Consider the following 16,712-nt stretch of genomic DNA (forward strand, 5'->3'; position numbering starts at 1 on the left):
CGATTCCGGTCATGGATGACACAGGAATGGTTGTGAGGGTGAGGGCAGAGAGTGTCGATAAAACGTACAAAAATGGGTGGTTGCGCTGTAGTTAAGGTTTTGTTGCGGTTTTTTGTGATGGAAACGGGATATTTTTTGGTGAGTCTCTGGAAAAAAAAGATGGTGAATGGGATATTCCGTCATGCAATCCGGTGACTGGCGGATCGGCCCGACAGAAGGCTGGCCACAGACACCACATCCGGGCGACAGGGGTCTCCCGATGAGTGGTTGCAGACAGGACTCATGATTCATGCACTACGGTGCTTAGGGACTTTTTTGATGACACAACAACACCCCCTCCTTCGGCTGGTCAATAGCACCAGCCTGGTCAGCCAGATCCTGGTTGGTCTGGTATTCGGTATCTTGCTGGCACTGTTTGCGCCCGAGTGGGCGAAAACGGCAGGTCTGCTTGGCAATCTGTTCGTTGGTGCACTGAAAGCGGTAGCCCCGCTGCTGGTATTCGTACTGGTGATGGCGGCCATCATTGGTCACAAGCAGGGTCAGAAGACCAATATTCGCCCGCTGCTGGCTCTCTACCTGTTTGGTACCTTCTCTGCGGCCGTGGTCGCGGTGATTGCCAGCTTCCTGTTCCCCTCCAACCTCCATCTGGTGGCCAATACTGCCGAGATCACCCCGCCAGGCGGGATCACCGAGGTGCTGCAGACCCTGCTGTTCAACGTGGTGACCAACCCGGTCAAGGCGCTGATGGATGCCAACTATATCGGGATCCTGGCGTGGGCCATCGGTCTGGGCATCGCCATGCGCCATGCCAACGAGAGCACCAAGGCGCTGATCACTGATCTGTCTCACGGTGTCTCCGCCATCGTGAAAGCGGTGATCCGCTGTGCTCCGCTCGGGATCCTGGGTCTGGTTGCCTCCACTCTGGCAGAGACCGGCTTCGATGCCCTGTTTGGCTATGCCCAACTGCTGGTGGTGCTGATCGGCTGCATGCTGTTTATCGCCTTCGTGGTCAACCCGCTGATCGTCTTCTGGAAGATCAAGCGCAACCCCTATCCGCTGGTGCTGACCTGCCTCAAAGAGAGTGGCGTGACCGCCTTCTTTACCCGCAGCTCTGCCGCCAACATTCCGGTCAACATGGCGCTGTGTGAAAAACTGCGCCTGCCCAAAGATACCTACGCGGTCTCCATCCCGCTGGGTGCCACCATCAACATGGCAGGGGCGGCCATCACCATCACTGTACTCTCCATGGCGGCGGTACATACCCTGGGGATGGAAGTGGACATGGCAACGGCCATTCTGCTCTCCGTGGTCGCCACCATCAGTGCCTGTGGCGCTTCCGGTGTGGCGGGCGGCTCCTTGCTGCTGATCCCGCTGGCCTGTAGCCTGTTTGGCATCAGCAATGACATCGCCATGCAGGTGGTAGCAGTCGGCTTTATCATCGGCGTGCTGCAGGATTCTGCCGAGACAGCGCTGAACAGCTCCACCGACGTGCTGTTCACCGCCGCAGCTTGCATGGCTGAAGATGAAACCTTGCTGGATGTGGCTCCTGTACCGAGCCGCGAAGCCTGATCTCGCAACGGTCAGTTTCGCAACACACTTGCGCCCTCTTCGGAGGGCGCTTTTTATTGTCGGCTTTGCTCTCTTTTCCTCTTTGAGCAATCTCATTGGCTGATGTGCCAGACATTCTGTCGCCCTTGTCCAGGGCGCTGCCTTATCTTTATCCCTTTGAGTTGTGCTTCCTCCTTCTGTTGTGCGCTACACATTTTTGCCTGCTCTGCTAACAGCCGATTGCTATGGCTTACCCCAGACCTTCAAGACAATCACAGCATCACAGCATCACAGCATCACAGCATCACAGCATCACAGCATCACAGCATCACAGAAGAACGAAGATAGCTGGCTGCGGCAGATGAGCCCGTCCTATCAGACACGCCATCATGGTTTGGTGAGAGGGAGTAAACGTGTTGGCGATATTGAGCTGCGGGCAGGGGGGCGTCATGTTGATATCCGAAGTGCTCTGCCATGGCGCTGGTGAGCATGCAGATATCCAACAAAGGGAGTAATAAGGAGGGAGCAGGGCAATTGCGGAGACACAGATTGCAGAGATAAAAAAGCCAGCCGACTGTTCGGCTGGCTTTTTGCTATCAGCAGCAGGTAGGGAATTAACCAACCAGCTGATAGAGGATGGCGGAGATGGCGATCATGCCCATGGTTGCAACGAAGACGTTGCTGATATGGCCCTGATATTTTGCCATGGCCGGTACGCGCTTGATGGCGTACATCGGCATGATGAACAGGATGGTAGCGATGATCGGGCCGCCCAAGGATTCAATCATGCCCAGGATGGAAGGGTTGGCAATGGCAGTGCCCCACAGGGTCAGGATGAAGAAGGCGATGATGAACATCTCGACTTTCTTGGCGTTCGGCTCTTTGCCGGACTTGCGCATGTTCTGCACGATCATCCCTTTCAGACCTTCACGGGCACCCAGATAGTGGCCGAAGAAGGAGGAGACGATGGCTACGAACGCAACCAACGGACCGAAGTAAGAGATGATGGGGCTGGCATGCTGGTTGGCCAGATAGGAGAGCACGGCGATGTTCTGGGCCTTGGCTTCTGCCAGCTGGGCCGGTGTCAGGCTCATGACGCAGGAGAAGACGAAGAACATCACGAAGCCCAGCAGCACCATGGCGGTACGCTTGAGGATGGCATCGGCCTTCTCGACAGCCTGATCACCGTGGTCGCGGCGCTGGGCCAGAGAGAAGCTGGAGATAGCCGGGCTGTGGTTGAAGGAGAAGACCAGTACCGGGATGGTCAGCCACAGGGTAGTGGCGAAATCCTTGGCAGAGGGCACTTGCTCCAGCGCCGCGCCGGTCCAGTCTGGAATGAGGTACAAAGAGATTCCGGCCAGAATGGCGATCAGCGGATAAACCAGCAGCTCGGTCACTTTCAGCATCAGCTTTTCACCGGCCAGCATCACCGACATCATGCCCATGATAAGCACGATGGAGAGGATCCAGCGCGGCGGGGCACTCATCTGCAGCTGGTTGACCATGAAGCTTTCCACGGTGTTGGTGATGCCCACGCCGTAGATCAGCACGATGGGGTAGATGGCGAAGAAGTAGAGCAGGGTGATTAATTTACCGGCACCCACGCCAAAGTGTTCTTCCACCACTTCGGTGATGTCTGCGTTTGGCTTTTTGGAGGAGAGCACGAAGCGGGCCAGACCACGGTGGGCCAGATAGGTCATGGGACCTACCAGCAGCGCCATGACGACCAGCGGCCAGAAACCGCCCATACCCGCGTTGATCGGCAGGAACAGGATCCCCGCGCCAACCGCGGTCCCGAACAGACTGATGACCCAGGTAGAGTCGCGTTTTTCCCAACGAGTGGTTTGAGTAGAGCGGATCCCTTGCTCTGTTGACGCCGCAACTCCCTGCGTGCCAGTGACTGTGTTTGACATCTATCTCACCCCGAATGTGTGGTTCTTATTAAGTCGGCGCAAGGATACGGTTTTTCTAATCAAAAATGTTGATCAAATTCATCTTTACGGCACGAAAAACCGCACTTTCTTATGGAAATGTGATCAAAACAAGAAAAATTCAATTATTGTTTATCAATTGACACGTTATTTTAGTGTTAATGATTAAATCTCGCTCAGCCAAATGTAGGTAAATTGTTATTTTGCGAGATGCTGGGCTAGTTGGTTGATCATGCTGGCGGTAGCCCCCCAGATAAAGTGCTGTTGCCAGGGGATCCAGTAGATGGTGTGTGCTTTCCCTCCTCTGGAAAGGGTCAGGGGGATGTGGTTGCGTCGATCCAGCAGATGGGTCAGCGGCACTTCGAAGGCGTGATCCACCTCATCCGGACTCAGGATGAGGGGATAGTTGCCATCGAGCAGCCCCAGCACCGGCAGTACCTCGAATCGTGACACCGTATTGAGCGGGTTGAGGGTGCCGATCACCTCGATCAGCCGGGCCGGAATGCCGAGCTCCTCTTCGGTCTCCCGCAGCGCCGTGGCAATGAGGTTTTCGTCGCCGGGATCCTGTCGCCCGCCGGGGAAGCTGATCTGCCCCCCATGATGACGCAGCCGTGGGCTGCGCCGGGTCAGTAACACGCTGAGCCCCTCATTGCGCATCACCACCGGGATCAATACCGCAGCCGGACTGAGCCCGCCAATGGCGAGGCGATGGGCCGGGGCGGGTCGCTGCAACTGGAAGCGGGTCAGCAGTTCGTGGCGATCCATGGCGGGGAGCTCTCCTGTGTGTTGCCTTGATGGTGGGGAGGGTTACAGCGCCGAGAGGGGCGGAAGGATGCGGGCGACTTTGTCATAGGTCTCCTGATATTCGCTGTCGGCGTCGGAGTCGGCGATGATGCCGCCACCGGCCCAGCAGTGCAGGTGACCCGCTTCGGCGATCAAAGTGCGAATGCAGATGCTGGTGTCCATCCGGCCATGCTGGCTGAGATAGCCGATGCTGCCGCAATAGGCGTTGCGGCGCTGGGGCTCCAGCTCTTCGATGATCTCCATAGCGCGGATCTTGGGGGCGCCAGTGATGGAGCCACCCGGGAAACAGGCCCGCAGTAGATCAACCCCTTGCCAGCGTGCATCCAGCTCACCATGGATGGTGGAGACCAGATGATGTACCGCCGGAAACGACTCCACCGCAAAGAGATGAGGCACGCTGACCGAGCCCGGCCGGCTGACCCGACCGATGTCGTTGCGCAGCAGATCAACGATCATCAGATTCTCTGATCTGTCCTTGTCGGCTTGCGCCAGCTCCCGCGCGACTTGCCGATCGGTCACCGGATCGGGGTGGCGAGGGCGAGTGCCCTTGATGGGTTTGGTTTCGATATGACGGCCATCGAGCAGCAGAAACCGCTCGGGGGAGAGGCTCAGCAGCGCGCTCTCCGGCAGACGGATAAAGGCTGAGAAGGGGGCCTTGTTGGCGGTTGCCAGAAGACAATAGGCCTGCCACTCATCCCCCTGATAGGGGGCGCTGAAACGCTGGGTCAGGTTGATCTGGTAGCAATCCCCCGCGGCAAGGTATTCCTGAATGCGGGCAAACTTTTCGCCATACTCGGCGCGGCTCATATTGCTCTGCCACGACCCCTGCAAGGCAAAAGCGGGGGCCGGTTTGGCCTGTTGTTGCTCAAGCCAGGCCAGCCGGTTGGCAAGTCCCGCTTCATCCCCCCAGTGCACCAGTTGCCAGTCGCCGGTTGCCACATTGCGCAGCAGCGCCCAGTCGTAGATACCCACCGCCATGTCTGGCACCGCGATATCGGCGGCGGCCTGCACTGGCAGTCGCTCGAAGCGGCGGCCGAGATCATAGCCAAACAGGCTGAGGGCGCCGCCAATAAAGGGTAGGTGAGTGGCACACAGATCCAGCTCCCCCAGCAGCTGTTGCTGGGTATGGGCCAGCAGGGCGAGGGGATCTTCGTGGTGTTGGCTGATATTCGCTCCGACACGCAGAGTGGTCACCTCGCCACGGGTTTCGAGGGTCGCCAGCGGATCGGCAGTGATGATATCAAAGCCGTTATCGGCACCGAGTGGCCCCGCCGACTCCAGCAACATGGCCCACGGCTGATGTTGCAGGCGGGCAAAAAGCTGATGGAGTTCAGCACTATGGTCTAGATGATGGATATGAAGTGTTGGCGTCATTTTATGTTACACAGGCAACAGTTTGGTTCCCGAACCCTAGTCGGTGCTGGTGGGCAAGCGTATCATAGGTGTCGGTGACTTAAGAAAAAACTGCCGTGTCGTTCGTTTTTTGCTGGTTGATAGTTTTTAGCCAGCACGTCAGCACGGCCCATCATATGGAAGCCCTTGCCCTGCTCTGTGGCAGAGACAAGGACCAGTGAGGATGATATGAGCATTATAAAAAAACAGGATTTCATCGATTCTATCGCAGATGCCCTCCAGTACATCTCCTATTACCACCCGTTGGATTTTGTTCAGGCTGCCAAAGCGGCGTATGACCGTGAGGCCAACCCGGCCGCCAAAGATGCGCTGGCCCAGATCTTGATCAACTCCCGCATGTCCGCCGAAGGTCATCGTCCGCTCTGCCAGGACACCGGCATCGTGACCTGTTTCGTCAAAATTGGCATGCAGGTCCAGTGGGACAGCGACATGACAGTGCAGGAGATGGTGGACGAAGGAACCCGTCGTGCCTACACCAATCCTGACAACCCGCTGCGCGCCTCGGTGCTGGCCGATCCGGCCGGCAGTCGCAAAAACACCAAAGACAACGCCCCTGCCGTGGTCCATATCGACATGATCCCCGGCAACAAGGTGGAAGTGAGCATCGCGGCCAAAGGCGGCGGCTCCGAGAACAAATCCAAGATGGTGATGCTCAACCCTTCTGACGATATCGTCGAGTGGGTGCTGAAAACCGTGCCGACCATGGGCGCAGGCTGGTGCCCCCCCGGCATGCTGGGCATCGGCATCGGCGGTACCGCCGAGAAAGCGGCGGTGCTGGCCAAAGAGGCCCTGATGGAGCACATCGACATTCAGGAGCTGATCGCCCGTGGCCCGCAAACCACCGAAGAGAAGCTGCGGGTCGAGCTCTACGACAAGGTCAACAAGCTGGGGATCGGTGCCCAGGGTCTGGGCGGCCTCACTACCGTGCTGGATGTGAAGGTGAAATCTGCGCCGACTCATGCCGCCTCCAAGCCGGTGGTGATGATCCCCAACTGCGCCGCCACCCGTCACGTTCACTTCGAGCTGGATGGCTCAGGGCCCGCCGAGCTGACCCCGCCGAAACTGAGCGACTGGCCGGAGATCACCCGTGAAGCGGGTGGCAACGTGCGCCGCGTCAACGTCGATGGCATCACCAAGGCCGAACTGGCCAGCTGGAAGAGCGGTGATACCGTGCTGCTCTCCGGCAAGATCCTCACCGGTCGCGACGCCGCCCACAAGCGTATCGCCGACATGCTGAAAAATGGCGAAGGGCTGCCTGAAGGGGTCGATTTCACCAACCGCTTCATCTATTACGTTGGCCCGGTTGATGCGGTGCGCGACGAAGTGGTTGGCCCGGCTGGCCCCACCACCTCCACCCGGATGGACAAGTTCACCGACATGATGCTGGGTGAAACCGGCCTGATCGGCATGATCGGCAAATCCGAACGCGGCCCGAAAACCGTCGAGAGCATTAAGCAGCACAAGGCCGTCTATCTGATGGCGGTGGGCGGCGCCGCCTATCTGGTTGCCAAGGCTATCAAGAAGGCGCGCGTGGTGGCCTTTGCCGATCTCGGTATGGAAGCGATCTACGAGTTTGAAGTGGAAGATATGCCGGTGACTGTTGCGGTCGACTCCGAAGGCAACAATATCCACGAAACCGGCCCGGCCTACTGGTCTGCCAAGATTGCAGAGCTGGATGGCAAACTCTCCTCCTGAGTGACCGTTTCCGCTGCCGGTTAACGGCATCGGCTATGTAAACAAGGCGCGTCCATCCGGATGTGCCTTTTTGCTTTGGCTGGCTTGTTATGGGCTCAGGTTGGCCGTTTGCGGCAAGCGGGTATAAAAAAGGATGGCGTGACGCCATCCTTTTTCGTCGTACTTGTGCTCTGGCAGTAGACAGCCGAGCAATCGCCCTTGGCTTAGGCCTTTTTCAGGTAGGCGGCAACCAGTACGATCTGCACGCCGTTGACTTTGCCTTCGATATGAAGCGGGTTGTTGGTCAGACGGATGCCCTTGACCAGGGTGCCGCGCTTGGCGGTGAAACCGGCGCCTTTCACGTCCAGATCCTTGATCAGGGTGACTGAGTCGCCCTCTTGCAGCACGGCGCCGTTGGAGTCAACGGTCGGTACGCTGTCGTCATCTTCGTCAGCAATACCAGCTTCAGCCCAGGCCTTGGCTTCGTCTTCCATGTACATCATGTCCAGCAGATCCTGAGCCCACACTTCACCCTTGCCGGAGAGTGCTTTCAGCTGACGCCATGCCATCACCTGCACCGCAGGCACCTGGCTCCACATGCTGTCGCTCAGGCAACGCCAGTGGTTGACCACCAGAGTATCCGGTTGTTCCAGCTGACCACGGCAGGTGTCACAGATAGCAACGCTGTGATCATCGTCGTTGGCGGGGGAGTGAGGCACCACGAAGGCGGTCAGCGCCTGCTCGGCGCTGCACAGTTCACACTTGGCGCCCGCGCGCGCTTGCAGAATGGCGTTGATGGTCATGTTGTTGGTCCCATAGATAGTGTAAAGCGTCCCGCGTTGGGCGGGGCGCGTGAAAGAGGGGGCGGAATATAGCATAAAACCCCGCACTTTGTCAGGTCTGCCCTGGGTCGCAGGGTCGGCGGTGCTGTTGCGCGGCGCTGATCGTTTGGTATTGAGAGTGCAATTTGAAGCGGGATCGCTAGAATGAGCCTCCTTTTTGACTGCAAGGCAGGGGCATTCGTGCTGGCTCAACGTTTTCAACAACTGGATCGACTGCTCACCTGCTACCGACGCTGGTGGCAATATCAGCCATATCATCATCTGACCATGGCCTTTGCCGATGAGGCGCCCGAACTGGCGGCGTTGCTCAATGGGCTGACGCTCGGCCAGTTGGCAGAGCTCGATGCGGATATGGATGCACTCAGCAGTCTTCTTGCCCCCTGGATTGCCGAGGGCGCCGAGCTGCAGCAACTCAGCCAGCTTGCCCCGTTTACCCCTGAGCCCATCACTTGCAGCAAGGAGATGGCGCTGCATATGCCGGGGCGCAAGCAGGCCCAGATCGAGTCGTTCACCGCCTGTCTGCCGGCCCATCAGGGCCCCTATCTGGAGTGGTGTGCCGGCAAGGGGCATCTTGGGCGGCTGGTGTCACTTCATCGACAGGCTCCGATCCTCAGTCTGGAGTTGCAAGGGCAGCTTTGTGACGAAGGTCGGCTGCTGGCCGAGCGGGATGGCGCCAATATGACCTTTACCTGCGCCGATGCCTTTGCCCCCGAGTCGGCGGTGCTGATCGCCCCCGAACATCATGCCATGGCACTCCATGCCTGCGGCGAGCTGCACACACATCTGCTGGAGCGGGTGGCCGAGCGCGGTGCCCGCGGAGTGACCATCTCTCCCTGTTGTTACCACCTGATCCGCAGCAGCCACTATCGCCCGCTGTCGGCCGCGGCCAATGCCAGCGAGCTGGTGTTGAGCAAGGCGGATCTCAAGTTGCCGCTACAGGAGACGGTGACTGGCGGTGCGCGGATCGCCCGCCTGCGTGAGCAGGAAGTGGTGTGGCGGCTCGGGTTTGACTGCCTGCAGCGTCAGGTGCGCGGTGTGGATGAGTATCTGCCGGTGCCCAATATGCAAAAGAGCCTGTTGACCGGCACGTTTGAGGCATTCTGCGTTTGGGCTGCTGAACGCAAAGGGATTGTGCTGCCCGCCGGGCTGGACTACCCCGCCTGGTTGGAACACGGGGAGCGCCGCTTTGGTGATGTCGCCCGCATGGAACTGGTGCGCCACCTGTTTCGCCGTCCCCTCGAGATCTGGCTGGCGCTGGATCGCGCGCTCTTTTTGCAAGAGCAGGGCTATCGGGTCGAAGTGGGGGAGTTCTGTGCCAAACCCATGACCCCGCGCAATATCCTGATCCGTGCCGTGCGTGCCTGACATCCGGCTATTTTGAGCATTTTTCTTGAACATTGATGATGGCTGACAGGTTGAGCCTGCCAGCCATTTTTTTTCATCACGAACAATGACCGTATGGCTGGTCACCTGGCCGTCTCAACTGTTCTAAAAATGGGCGACAGATCACGCTCTGGTGTTTTCGTTTGGGTTCCTTTTCTTTGTTTCAGCTGCACTGAACATCACAAGGTGAAATGGCTCACAAATTCTGCTTATTTCTTAATTCTCATCGTGAATTTAGTTGTTGAAACACCTACTCTTGGAACGCATTAATTCAAACAAGGACGATAAACATGTTCAAACCCAAGCGTTGTGCCTGGCTGATCGCTGCCGCCTGCGCATTGCCAAGCTATGCCGCAATGAGTGCAGCCATGAATATTCAACCCGACCCGCAAAATGCGGGAGGATATGTGATTGCGGCCCCGGATCTGGCCGCCATGGAAAAAGCCAAGACGGCTAATCCCATGTATGCAATATGGGCCAAGGCATTGGCGACCCGATCCAATAAAATAGTCGATGCCATTGAACCGGGTCTGGCAAGCAATCCTGACAACGTAAAACGGGTTGAACGAGTATTTCCCCAATCTGAATGGGAATATTTAACCCAGATGGCAGCGCCGGAATATACTTATGTCCGCTTCTTGCGAGCCATCGGTAAATTCCCTGCGTTCTGTGGTGAGTATACTGACGGGCGTGATTCTGATGCGATCTGTAAAAAATCCATTGTGACGGCCTTTGCGCACTTCTCTCAGGAGACCGGTGGCCATATTGCCAAGGAGTACGTCTCCGATAACCCGCTGGGGTTGGAGGAGTGGCAGCAGGCGCTGGTGCATGTGCGGGAGATGGGCTGGTCAGAGGGACAGACCGGCTACACCACAGGCTGCGGCCAGAACGACTGGCAGAACAAGAAGTGGCCATGCAGCACGGGTCAGGGGTACTTCGGCCGCGGCGCCAAGCAGCTTTCTTACCACTTTAACTACGGCGCCTTCTCCGAGGCGATGTTTGATGGCGATGCCTCCGTGCTGCTCAACAACCCGGGTCTGGTGGCGGACTCCTGGCTTAACCTCGCTTCTGCCATCTGGTTTTTCCTCACCCCGCAGGCCCCGAAACCGGCCATGCTACACGTGATTGATCGTACCTGGGTACCCTCCAAACGGGAAGCTGACGCCGGTATCGGCTATGGCTTCGGTACCACCATCAACGTCATCAACGGCGGTATCGAGTGTGGTGAACAGAACAAGGACAAGGGGCAGCCTGTCAATCGCATCCGCTACTGGGAAGGGCTGGCCAACCACTACCAGATCCCGATCAAGGCGGATGAGAAGAACACCTGCTGGCAGCAGACTCCCTATGGCAGCCTCAATCTCAACGGTGCTACCGACGTGCTCTACACCAACTGGGATGGCAACTGGAAGTACTATCCGGATCGCCCGGGCGGTTACTCCTTCGAGTGCGAGCTGGTGGGCTTTCAGACCGCTTATTCTGCGCTGGTGCCGGGTGATTACGAGAAGTGCGTGACCAACTTCTACGGCTCCCACGCCAACTGGCCGAAAGTGCGGATCGTCGCCAAGCTCGATCCCGCCCCGGTCGATCCGGTTGACCCGCCGGTTGATGGTCAGCCTGCCTGGGATGCCAGCAAGGTCTATACCGCTGGCAGCAAGGTGAGCTACAAGGGCGCCGTCTATCAGGCAAAATGGTGGACGCAAGGGGATGATCCCGCCAAAGGTGGCCCCTGGGCGTTGGTGACGACCCAATAAAGAGACAGTCCATCCATTGATAAGGAGAGGGGGCTCAGCCCCCTTTTAATATATTTTTTGCGCAGGGGGCAATATGTGCAGCGATTAAAAAAAGAACCGTCAATCTGGAGGGGGAACTGTATTTGTCAGCCAGCTTTTCTTTTCCATTTAAAGTGACGTAAACGATCCATATTAAATTTTATTGATGGCTGGATTTAATGTTTTAACCTTGCTACGCAGCAATATTAAAAAGCGTTGAGTGATGTTTTGCTAAACGATGGGTTCGCAGAGCACACCCATGATGCCATCCTTCTCGTATTTATGATGAGTGTGTCTATTCTTCCCATCTATCAATGCATGGTATCACCTTGGCGACATTTATTTCACAGAGAGAAAAATGAACATATTGGATGTAAAAGTCGTATGTATCTATTTGTTTACGGATGAGAGTATGTAGTTCGGCGGATGTTTTATACTGCGAGCGAGGTAATCTTGCTCGATTTAAAATAGTTGTTAAGGTGCGCAGATGAATGGGGATTGTCGTCTCGTTATCCGAATGGGAAGTCGTATGCGGTTTAATCACTAAGCAGATAGCAGGAAAGAGGAGTGCACCATGGAACTGGTGGTGATCCGCCATGGCGAGACGCAAGCCAATGCGGAAGGACGGTATCAGGGTGCACTGGATATCGGGCTTAATGAGAGTGGCCAGAGGCACATTGCCCGATTGGCTGACGAGGTAGCGGCCACTCAGGCCCCGTTCGATCGGCTGCTGGCGTCCCCTCTGCTGCGAACAAGGGAGAGTGCTGCCATCTTGTCTCGCCAGTTGGGATTGCCTGTGGAGCTTGTGTCAGCCTTTCGTGAGAGGGATGTCGGCCTGTTTGAAGGGCTGACGCAGGCAGAAGCAAGGGATCGCTATCCCGAACTGTGGGCGCGCAATATCACCCGGCGCTGGGCTGAAGCTCCTCCCGGTGGTGAAACCATTGATGAGGTGATTGCCCGGGTCTCACTGGGACTCACGGAACTTGCTTCGACCATGCAAGGGGAGCGGATATTGCTGGTGGCGCACGGTGTGGTCGCCAAGGTGATCCGCGCCGTAACGATTGCCGGTTTTGATGACTTCTTCGAATGGCAATTGCCCAACGGCGGCATGCTGTCGGTGAGGCTATCTCAGGCTGATGGCGGCCCACTGCGCTTTAGCCGTCCTCTTGATGGTGGTGATTGAAAAGTGCACCAAAGGCAGAACGAAAAAAGCAGTGCTACTGAAGAGAGTCGCGCTGCTTTATTGTGTTCGCTGCGGTTGGTTATCTCTGCAGGCACAGGTTAGCAGTGTCACCAGAGGGCAGGGGCGCGCGCCATCAGGTCGGCTCCGGTTCCTCTTTGCGGCAGCAGTTGCGTCCCTGTTTCTTGGCCAGATAGAGGGCGGTGTCGGCTCGTCTAACCATCTTCTCTACAGTGTCATGGCTGCCCTTGCTGGCACTGATACCGATACTGATGGTGAGGGAGATCTCAAGAGCCCCGTCCAGTGCATGGTGCTGGGATTCGATGGCTAGCCTGATCCGCTCGGCGCTGGCCCAGGCGAGCTCGAGGGAGGTTTCCGGCAGCAGCACGATAAACTCTTCGCCACCCCAGCGACCCAGCATGTCCACCTCACGCAGCTGTTTGCTGATCCGTTTCACCAGACTCAGGATCGCCAAATCTCCCTGTTGATGGCCAAAGGTATCGTTTACTTCCTTGAAGTGGTCGATATCGATCAGCAGCAGGCTCATGGTATGGCCGAAACGCTGGCAGCGCTGCATCTCGGCGTTGACCAGCTCGTTGAAGCGGCGCCGGTTGGCAATGCCGGTGAGGGGATCCGTGGTAGCCGCGACCTTCAACTCCTCCACCAGTCGGGCTCGCTCCGAGATATCCCGCAAGATGGCGGTCATCTCGGTGGTCGGGCCCAAATTGATCTTGGCGATGGTCACCTCCAGCGGAAATTCGCTGCCGTCTCGGCGCAGACCCATCACCGAGGCGCGAGCATGCATTGGGCGCGAATTGATGGGGGAGCTGCTGAAGGCTTTGAAATAGGTTTCGTGATTGGCGCGAAAACGCTGGGGAAGCAGGGTTTCCAGCCGCTTGCCGAGATAGCTCTCGTCGATGCCGAACATCTCGCAAGCGGCGGTATTGATAAGCTCGATGCGCGATTCGCTGCTGACACTGATGATGCCGTCATAGGCGGAGTTGACCACTGCCTCGAAGCGGCGGCGACTGGTGGTGAGCGCCTCTTCCAGCTGCATCTTGGCGGTGATGTCGATGGCGGTGACGATGATCCGGTTGATCCGTGCCTGCTCGGGGATGATTGGGGAGAGAATAAAGCGCCACCAACTCGTGCGCGACAGGCTGTCGATGGGCAGCTCGCTCTCGAGCCCGGTCTGCATGCGCACACATTCGTGCATTGGCGGCTCGATGGTATTGGTGATGTAGCGGGGAAACATCTCGCTCAACTGTTTGCCAATGCTGCCAAGGACATCCAGCTCGAACGCCTTGGCAAAGGTATCGTTGGCAGAGACCAGCACAAAGTGATCATCCTTGTCGAGGCTGAACACCGCCACGGCAGCGCCGATGGCGTCGAGAGATGACTTTATGTCGGCATGGGAACCCTGTGTAAACATGCGACCTCCACGGCGAATAACATATTGATATTCAGTATAGTGTGGTCGTTTGGCTAACTACTCTTCGATATCCAGCAAGACCAGAATGGCGCTGTCGCCGCCCCATTCGCGGGGGGCCTGATGGAAGGCGCGCACATTGGGGTGCTGGGCTAGCCAGCTGGGAATGCGCTGCTTGAGAATATGTTTGCCGATGCCGTGCATCACCGAGGCGACGTGAATGTTCTCTTTTTGGCAGAGGGTGAGCAGGGCCGCCAGCTCCTGTTTTGCCTGCTGCTGGTTCATGCCGTGCAGATCCAGGTAGATCTCCGGCGGATAAATCCCCCGCTTGAGCTTTTTCAGCTCAAATTTTGACACATCTTCCCGCACGTAACGGGTCGGCCCATCATCGTCGAGATGGGGCTGATACTCATCGCTGAAATAGTGGTCAACCCCAAGCTTTTCGCGGGTTTCGCGCAATTCGCGTTTCTGCTTGACCGGGCGTAACTCGGCCCTTATGGTATCTTGCTTGATTTTCCGGGTACCTTTTATCGCATCGCGGAACAGCAGGGTTTCCTCGTCTGTCGGTGAGGGCGTTTTTTTCATCAGATGCTCATGTATTAGGTATGCGTCTTGCCCGCAACGTAAACGGGGCTCGGGCCGGATATTACTCGACTTGGAGGTGGATTTGGACAAGATATTTATCGATGAGGTGGTTGCCGAGATGCACACCATCCAGGACATGTTGCGTTGGGCCATGAGTCGTTTCAACGACGCCGGGATTTTTTACGGTCATGGAACCGACAACGCCTGGGATGAAGCTGTGCAGCTGGTACTGCCCGCGTTACATCTGCCACCGGATGTAGACCCGGCCATGCGCCACTCCCGTCTCACCAGCAGCGAGCGTCACCGTATCGCCGAGCTGATTATCCGCCGCGTACAGGAGCGGGTACCGGCCGCCTATCTGACCAACAAGGCCTGGTATGCCGGTTGGGAGTTCTACGTGGACGAGCGGGTGCTCATTCCCCGTTCCCCCATTGCCGAGATGGTGGCCAACCGTTTCGCGCCCTTCCTCAAACATGAACCGACCCGGATCATGGACCTGTGCACCGGCTCCGGCTGTATCGCCATCATCATGGCCCACGAGTTCCCGGAAGCGGAAGTGGATGCCATCGACATCAGCATCGATGCGCTGAACGTGGCCGAGCGCAATATCAACGATCACGGGCTGGAGCAGCAGGTCATTCCGATCCGCTCCGATCTGTTCCGCGATCTGCCGGCGGGCGACAAGTACGATCTCATCGTCTCCAATCCGCCCTATGTGGACTCCGAAGATATGTCGGATCTGCCGGACGAGTTCCGTCACGAGCCCGAGCTGGCGCTGGCGTCCGGCTCCGATGGTCTCAAGCTGACCAAGCGTTTGCTGGCCCATGCGGCAGATTTCCTCAAGGATAACGGCGTGCTGGTGGTCGAAGTGGGCAACAGCATGATCCATCTGGAAGCCCAGTTCCCCGAGATCCCCTTTACCTGGGTTGAATTCGAAAACGGCGGCCACGGCGTCTTTGTGATGACCCGTGACGAGCTGGTGCAGTATCAGGATCATTTCGCCATCTACAAGAACTAAGCAGGAGCGCGCATGGCAGGGAACAGTTTTGGTCAACTCTTTCGGGTCACCACCTTTGGCGAGAGTCACGGCCTGGCGCTGGGCGCCGTGGTTGATGGCTGCCCGCCTGGGCTGGAGATAAGCGAAGCGGATCTGCAGGGGGATCTGGATCGGCGCAAGCCGGGCACTTCCCGCTACACCACGCCGCGCCGCGAGCCGGACGAGGTGAAGATCCTCTCCGGGGTGTTCGAGGGCAAGACCACCGGTACCTCCATCGGGCTGCTCATCGAGAATACCGATCAGCGCTCCAAGGATTACTCCGACATCAAGGATCTGTTCCGCCCGGGCCATGCTGACTACACCTACCACCAGAAGTATGGTCAGCGGGACTATCGCGGCGGTGGTCGCTCCTCGGCACGCGAGACCGCGATGCGGGTAGCGGCGGGGGCGATCGCCAAGAAGTACCTGAAACAGGTGCACGGCATCGAGATCACCGGTTTTCTCTCCCAGCTCGGCCCCATCAAGGCCGAGGCGTTTGACGCGGCGCAGATTGAGCAGAATCCCTTCTTCTTCCCCGATGCGGGCAAGTTGGAAGAGCTCGATCAATACATGCGTGACCTGAAAAAAGAGGGCAACAGTATCGGTGCCAAGGTGCAGGTCATTGCGCGCAATGTGCCGGTGGGTCTCGGTGAGCCGGTATTTGATCGCCTCGACGCCGACATTGCCCACGCCATGATGGGCATCAATGCGGTGAAAGGGGTGGAGATCGGTGACGGCTTCGCCGTGGTGGAGCAAAAAGGTTCCGAGCATCGCGACGAGATGACCCCGGCGGGCTTTGCCAGCAACCATGCGGGCGGCATTCTGGGCGGCATTTCGTCGGGTCAGGATATTGTGGTGAGCATGGCGCTCAAACCGACTTCCAGCATCACTGTGCCGGGCAAGACCATCAATACCGAAGGCGAGGCAATCGAGATGATCACCAAGGGTCGTCACGATCCTTGTGTCGGCATTCGCGCCGTGCCCATCGCCGAAGCCATGCTGGCGCTGGTATTGATGGATCACCTGCTGCGCCATCGTGCCCAGAATCAGGGGGTGTTGACCCAGACGCCGCAGCTGCGCTGATCGCTTTTGCTGCTTATCGACTGATCACCATC

Annotated in this window: 13 protein-coding genes; 7 read left to right on the forward strand and 6 right to left on the reverse strand. The window is 57.6% G+C overall.

Features of this window, described 5'->3' with window-relative positions; all coding sequences use genetic code 11:
* Positions 1-318: 318 nt before the first annotated feature.
* Positions 319-1,569 carry a serine/threonine transporter SstT gene (gene sstT / locus OKB77_RS07570; RefSeq protein WP_265776410.1) on the forward strand — a complete coding sequence of 417 codons (1,251 nt, stop codon included), beginning with the start codon at positions 319-321 and terminating at the stop codon, positions 1,567-1,569.
* Between the two features lie 593 nt (positions 1,570-2,162).
* Here the strand turns inward: sstT and OKB77_RS07575 are convergent.
* From OKB77_RS07575 to pabB, 3 genes are all read right to left on the reverse strand, one after another.
* Positions 2,163-3,461 (reverse strand): serine/threonine transporter, encoded by a 1,299-nt coding sequence (locus tag OKB77_RS07575; protein ID WP_106843342.1) that lies wholly within the window; start codon positions 3,459-3,461, stop codon positions 2,163-2,165.
* 216 nt (positions 3,462-3,677) lie between these two features.
* Positions 3,678-4,244, reverse strand: coding sequence for a CoA pyrophosphatase (locus tag OKB77_RS07580; protein WP_111900929.1), 567 nt, complete (start codon positions 4,242-4,244; stop codon positions 3,678-3,680).
* 42 nt (positions 4,245-4,286) lie between these two features.
* The gene (pabB, locus tag OKB77_RS07585; protein WP_270817359.1) at positions 4,287-5,570 is read right to left on the reverse strand and encodes an aminodeoxychorismate synthase component I; all 1,284 of its coding nucleotides are present in this window, start codon (positions 5,568-5,570) and stop codon (positions 4,287-4,289) included.
* Between the two features lie 294 nt (positions 5,571-5,864).
* Here pabB and OKB77_RS07590 point away from each other — a divergent pair, with 294 nt between their 5' ends.
* Positions 5,865-7,391 (forward strand): fumarate hydratase, encoded by a 1,527-nt coding sequence (locus OKB77_RS07590; RefSeq protein WP_005351759.1) that lies wholly within the window; start codon positions 5,865-5,867, stop codon positions 7,389-7,391.
* 203 nt (positions 7,392-7,594) lie between these two features.
* Here OKB77_RS07590 and OKB77_RS07595 read toward each other — a convergent pair whose 3' ends face one another.
* Positions 7,595-8,173, reverse strand: a complete 579-nt coding sequence (locus tag OKB77_RS07595) for a PhnA domain-containing protein (RefSeq protein ID WP_162506318.1) — start codon at positions 8,171-8,173, stop codon at positions 7,595-7,597.
* A 183-nt stretch (positions 8,174-8,356) separates the two neighbouring features.
* Here OKB77_RS07595 and OKB77_RS07600 point away from each other — a divergent pair, with 183 nt between their 5' ends.
* The 3 genes from OKB77_RS07600 to OKB77_RS07610 all read left to right on the forward strand — a co-directional run bounded on the left by OKB77_RS07600 (position 8,357) and on the right by OKB77_RS07610 (position 12,550).
* Entirely contained in the window at positions 8,357-9,577 is a 1,221-nt protein-coding gene (locus OKB77_RS07600) for a methyltransferase (protein WP_199428212.1), read from the forward strand.
* Positions 9,578-9,885: 308 nt separating this feature from the next.
* Positions 9,886-11,349, forward strand: coding sequence for a chitinase (locus OKB77_RS07605; RefSeq protein WP_265776396.1), 1,464 nt, complete (start codon positions 9,886-9,888; stop codon positions 11,347-11,349).
* Positions 11,350-11,941: 592 nt separating this feature from the next.
* Positions 11,942-12,550, forward strand: coding sequence for a histidine phosphatase family protein (locus tag OKB77_RS07610; protein WP_199428558.1), 609 nt, complete (start codon positions 11,942-11,944; stop codon positions 12,548-12,550).
* 133 nt (positions 12,551-12,683) lie between these two features.
* On the opposite strand, the gene OKB77_RS07615 is transcribed toward OKB77_RS07610, so the two are convergent.
* Positions 12,684-13,979 (reverse strand): sensor domain-containing diguanylate cyclase, encoded by a 1,296-nt coding sequence (locus OKB77_RS07615; RefSeq protein ID WP_199415851.1) that lies wholly within the window; start codon positions 13,977-13,979, stop codon positions 12,684-12,686.
* A gap of 57 nt (positions 13,980-14,036) precedes the next feature.
* The gene (gene smrB, locus OKB77_RS07620; RefSeq protein ID WP_005333198.1) at positions 14,037-14,561 is read right to left on the reverse strand and encodes an endonuclease SmrB; all 525 of its coding nucleotides are present in this window, start codon (positions 14,559-14,561) and stop codon (positions 14,037-14,039) included.
* Positions 14,562-14,643: 82 nt separating this feature from the next.
* Here smrB and prmB point away from each other — a divergent pair, with 82 nt between their 5' ends.
* Both prmB and aroC read left to right on the forward strand, forming a co-directional pair.
* The gene (gene prmB / locus OKB77_RS07625; RefSeq protein WP_005360393.1) at positions 14,644-15,579 is read left to right on the forward strand and encodes a 50S ribosomal protein L3 N(5)-glutamine methyltransferase; all 936 of its coding nucleotides are present in this window, start codon (positions 14,644-14,646) and stop codon (positions 15,577-15,579) included.
* 12 nt (positions 15,580-15,591) lie between these two features.
* Positions 15,592-16,680, forward strand: a complete 1,089-nt coding sequence (gene aroC / locus OKB77_RS07630; RefSeq protein WP_139494710.1) for a chorismate synthase — start codon at positions 15,592-15,594, stop codon at positions 16,678-16,680.
* The last annotated feature ends 32 nt before the right edge of the window (positions 16,681-16,712 follow it).

The organism is Aeromonas sp. Y318-3 (assembly GCF_027706185.1).
Classification (GTDB): domain Bacteria; phylum Pseudomonadota; class Gammaproteobacteria; order Enterobacterales; family Aeromonadaceae; genus Aeromonas; species Aeromonas veronii.

What these genes read in the sequence shown, in the direction of transcription:
- sstT (WP_265776410.1), top strand. Translation starts at nt 319, where the DNA reads ATGACACAACAACACCCCCTCCTTCGGCTGGTCAATAGCACCAGCCTG.
- OKB77_RS07575 (WP_106843342.1), bottom strand. Translation starts at nt 3,461, where the DNA reads ATGTCAAACACAGTCACTGGCACGCAGGGAGTTGCGGCGTCAACAGAG.
- OKB77_RS07580 (WP_111900929.1), bottom strand. Translation starts at nt 4,244, where the DNA reads ATGGATCGCCACGAACTGCTGACCCGCTTCCAGTTGCAGCGACCCGCC.
- pabB (WP_270817359.1), bottom strand. Translation starts at nt 5,570, where the DNA reads ATGTTGCTGGAGTCGGCGGGGCCACTCGGTGCCGATAACGGCTTTGAT.
- OKB77_RS07590 (WP_005351759.1), top strand. Translation starts at nt 5,865, where the DNA reads ATGAGCATTATAAAAAAACAGGATTTCATCGATTCTATCGCAGATGCC.
- OKB77_RS07595 (WP_162506318.1), bottom strand. Translation starts at nt 8,173, where the DNA reads ATGACCATCAACGCCATTCTGCAAGCGCGCGCGGGCGCCAAGTGTGAA.
- OKB77_RS07600 (WP_199428212.1), top strand. Translation starts at nt 8,357, where the DNA reads ATGAGCCTCCTTTTTGACTGCAAGGCAGGGGCATTCGTGCTGGCTCAA.
- OKB77_RS07605 (WP_265776396.1), top strand. Translation starts at nt 9,886, where the DNA reads ATGTTCAAACCCAAGCGTTGTGCCTGGCTGATCGCTGCCGCCTGCGCA.
- OKB77_RS07610 (WP_199428558.1), top strand. Translation starts at nt 11,942, where the DNA reads ATGGAACTGGTGGTGATCCGCCATGGCGAGACGCAAGCCAATGCGGAA.
- OKB77_RS07615 (WP_199415851.1), bottom strand. Translation starts at nt 13,979, where the DNA reads ATGTTTACACAGGGTTCCCATGCCGACATAAAGTCATCTCTCGACGCC.
- smrB (WP_005333198.1), bottom strand. Translation starts at nt 14,561, where the DNA reads ATGAAAAAAACGCCCTCACCGACAGACGAGGAAACCCTGCTGTTCCGC.
- aroC (WP_139494710.1), top strand. Translation starts at nt 15,592, where the DNA reads ATGGCAGGGAACAGTTTTGGTCAACTCTTTCGGGTCACCACCTTTGGC.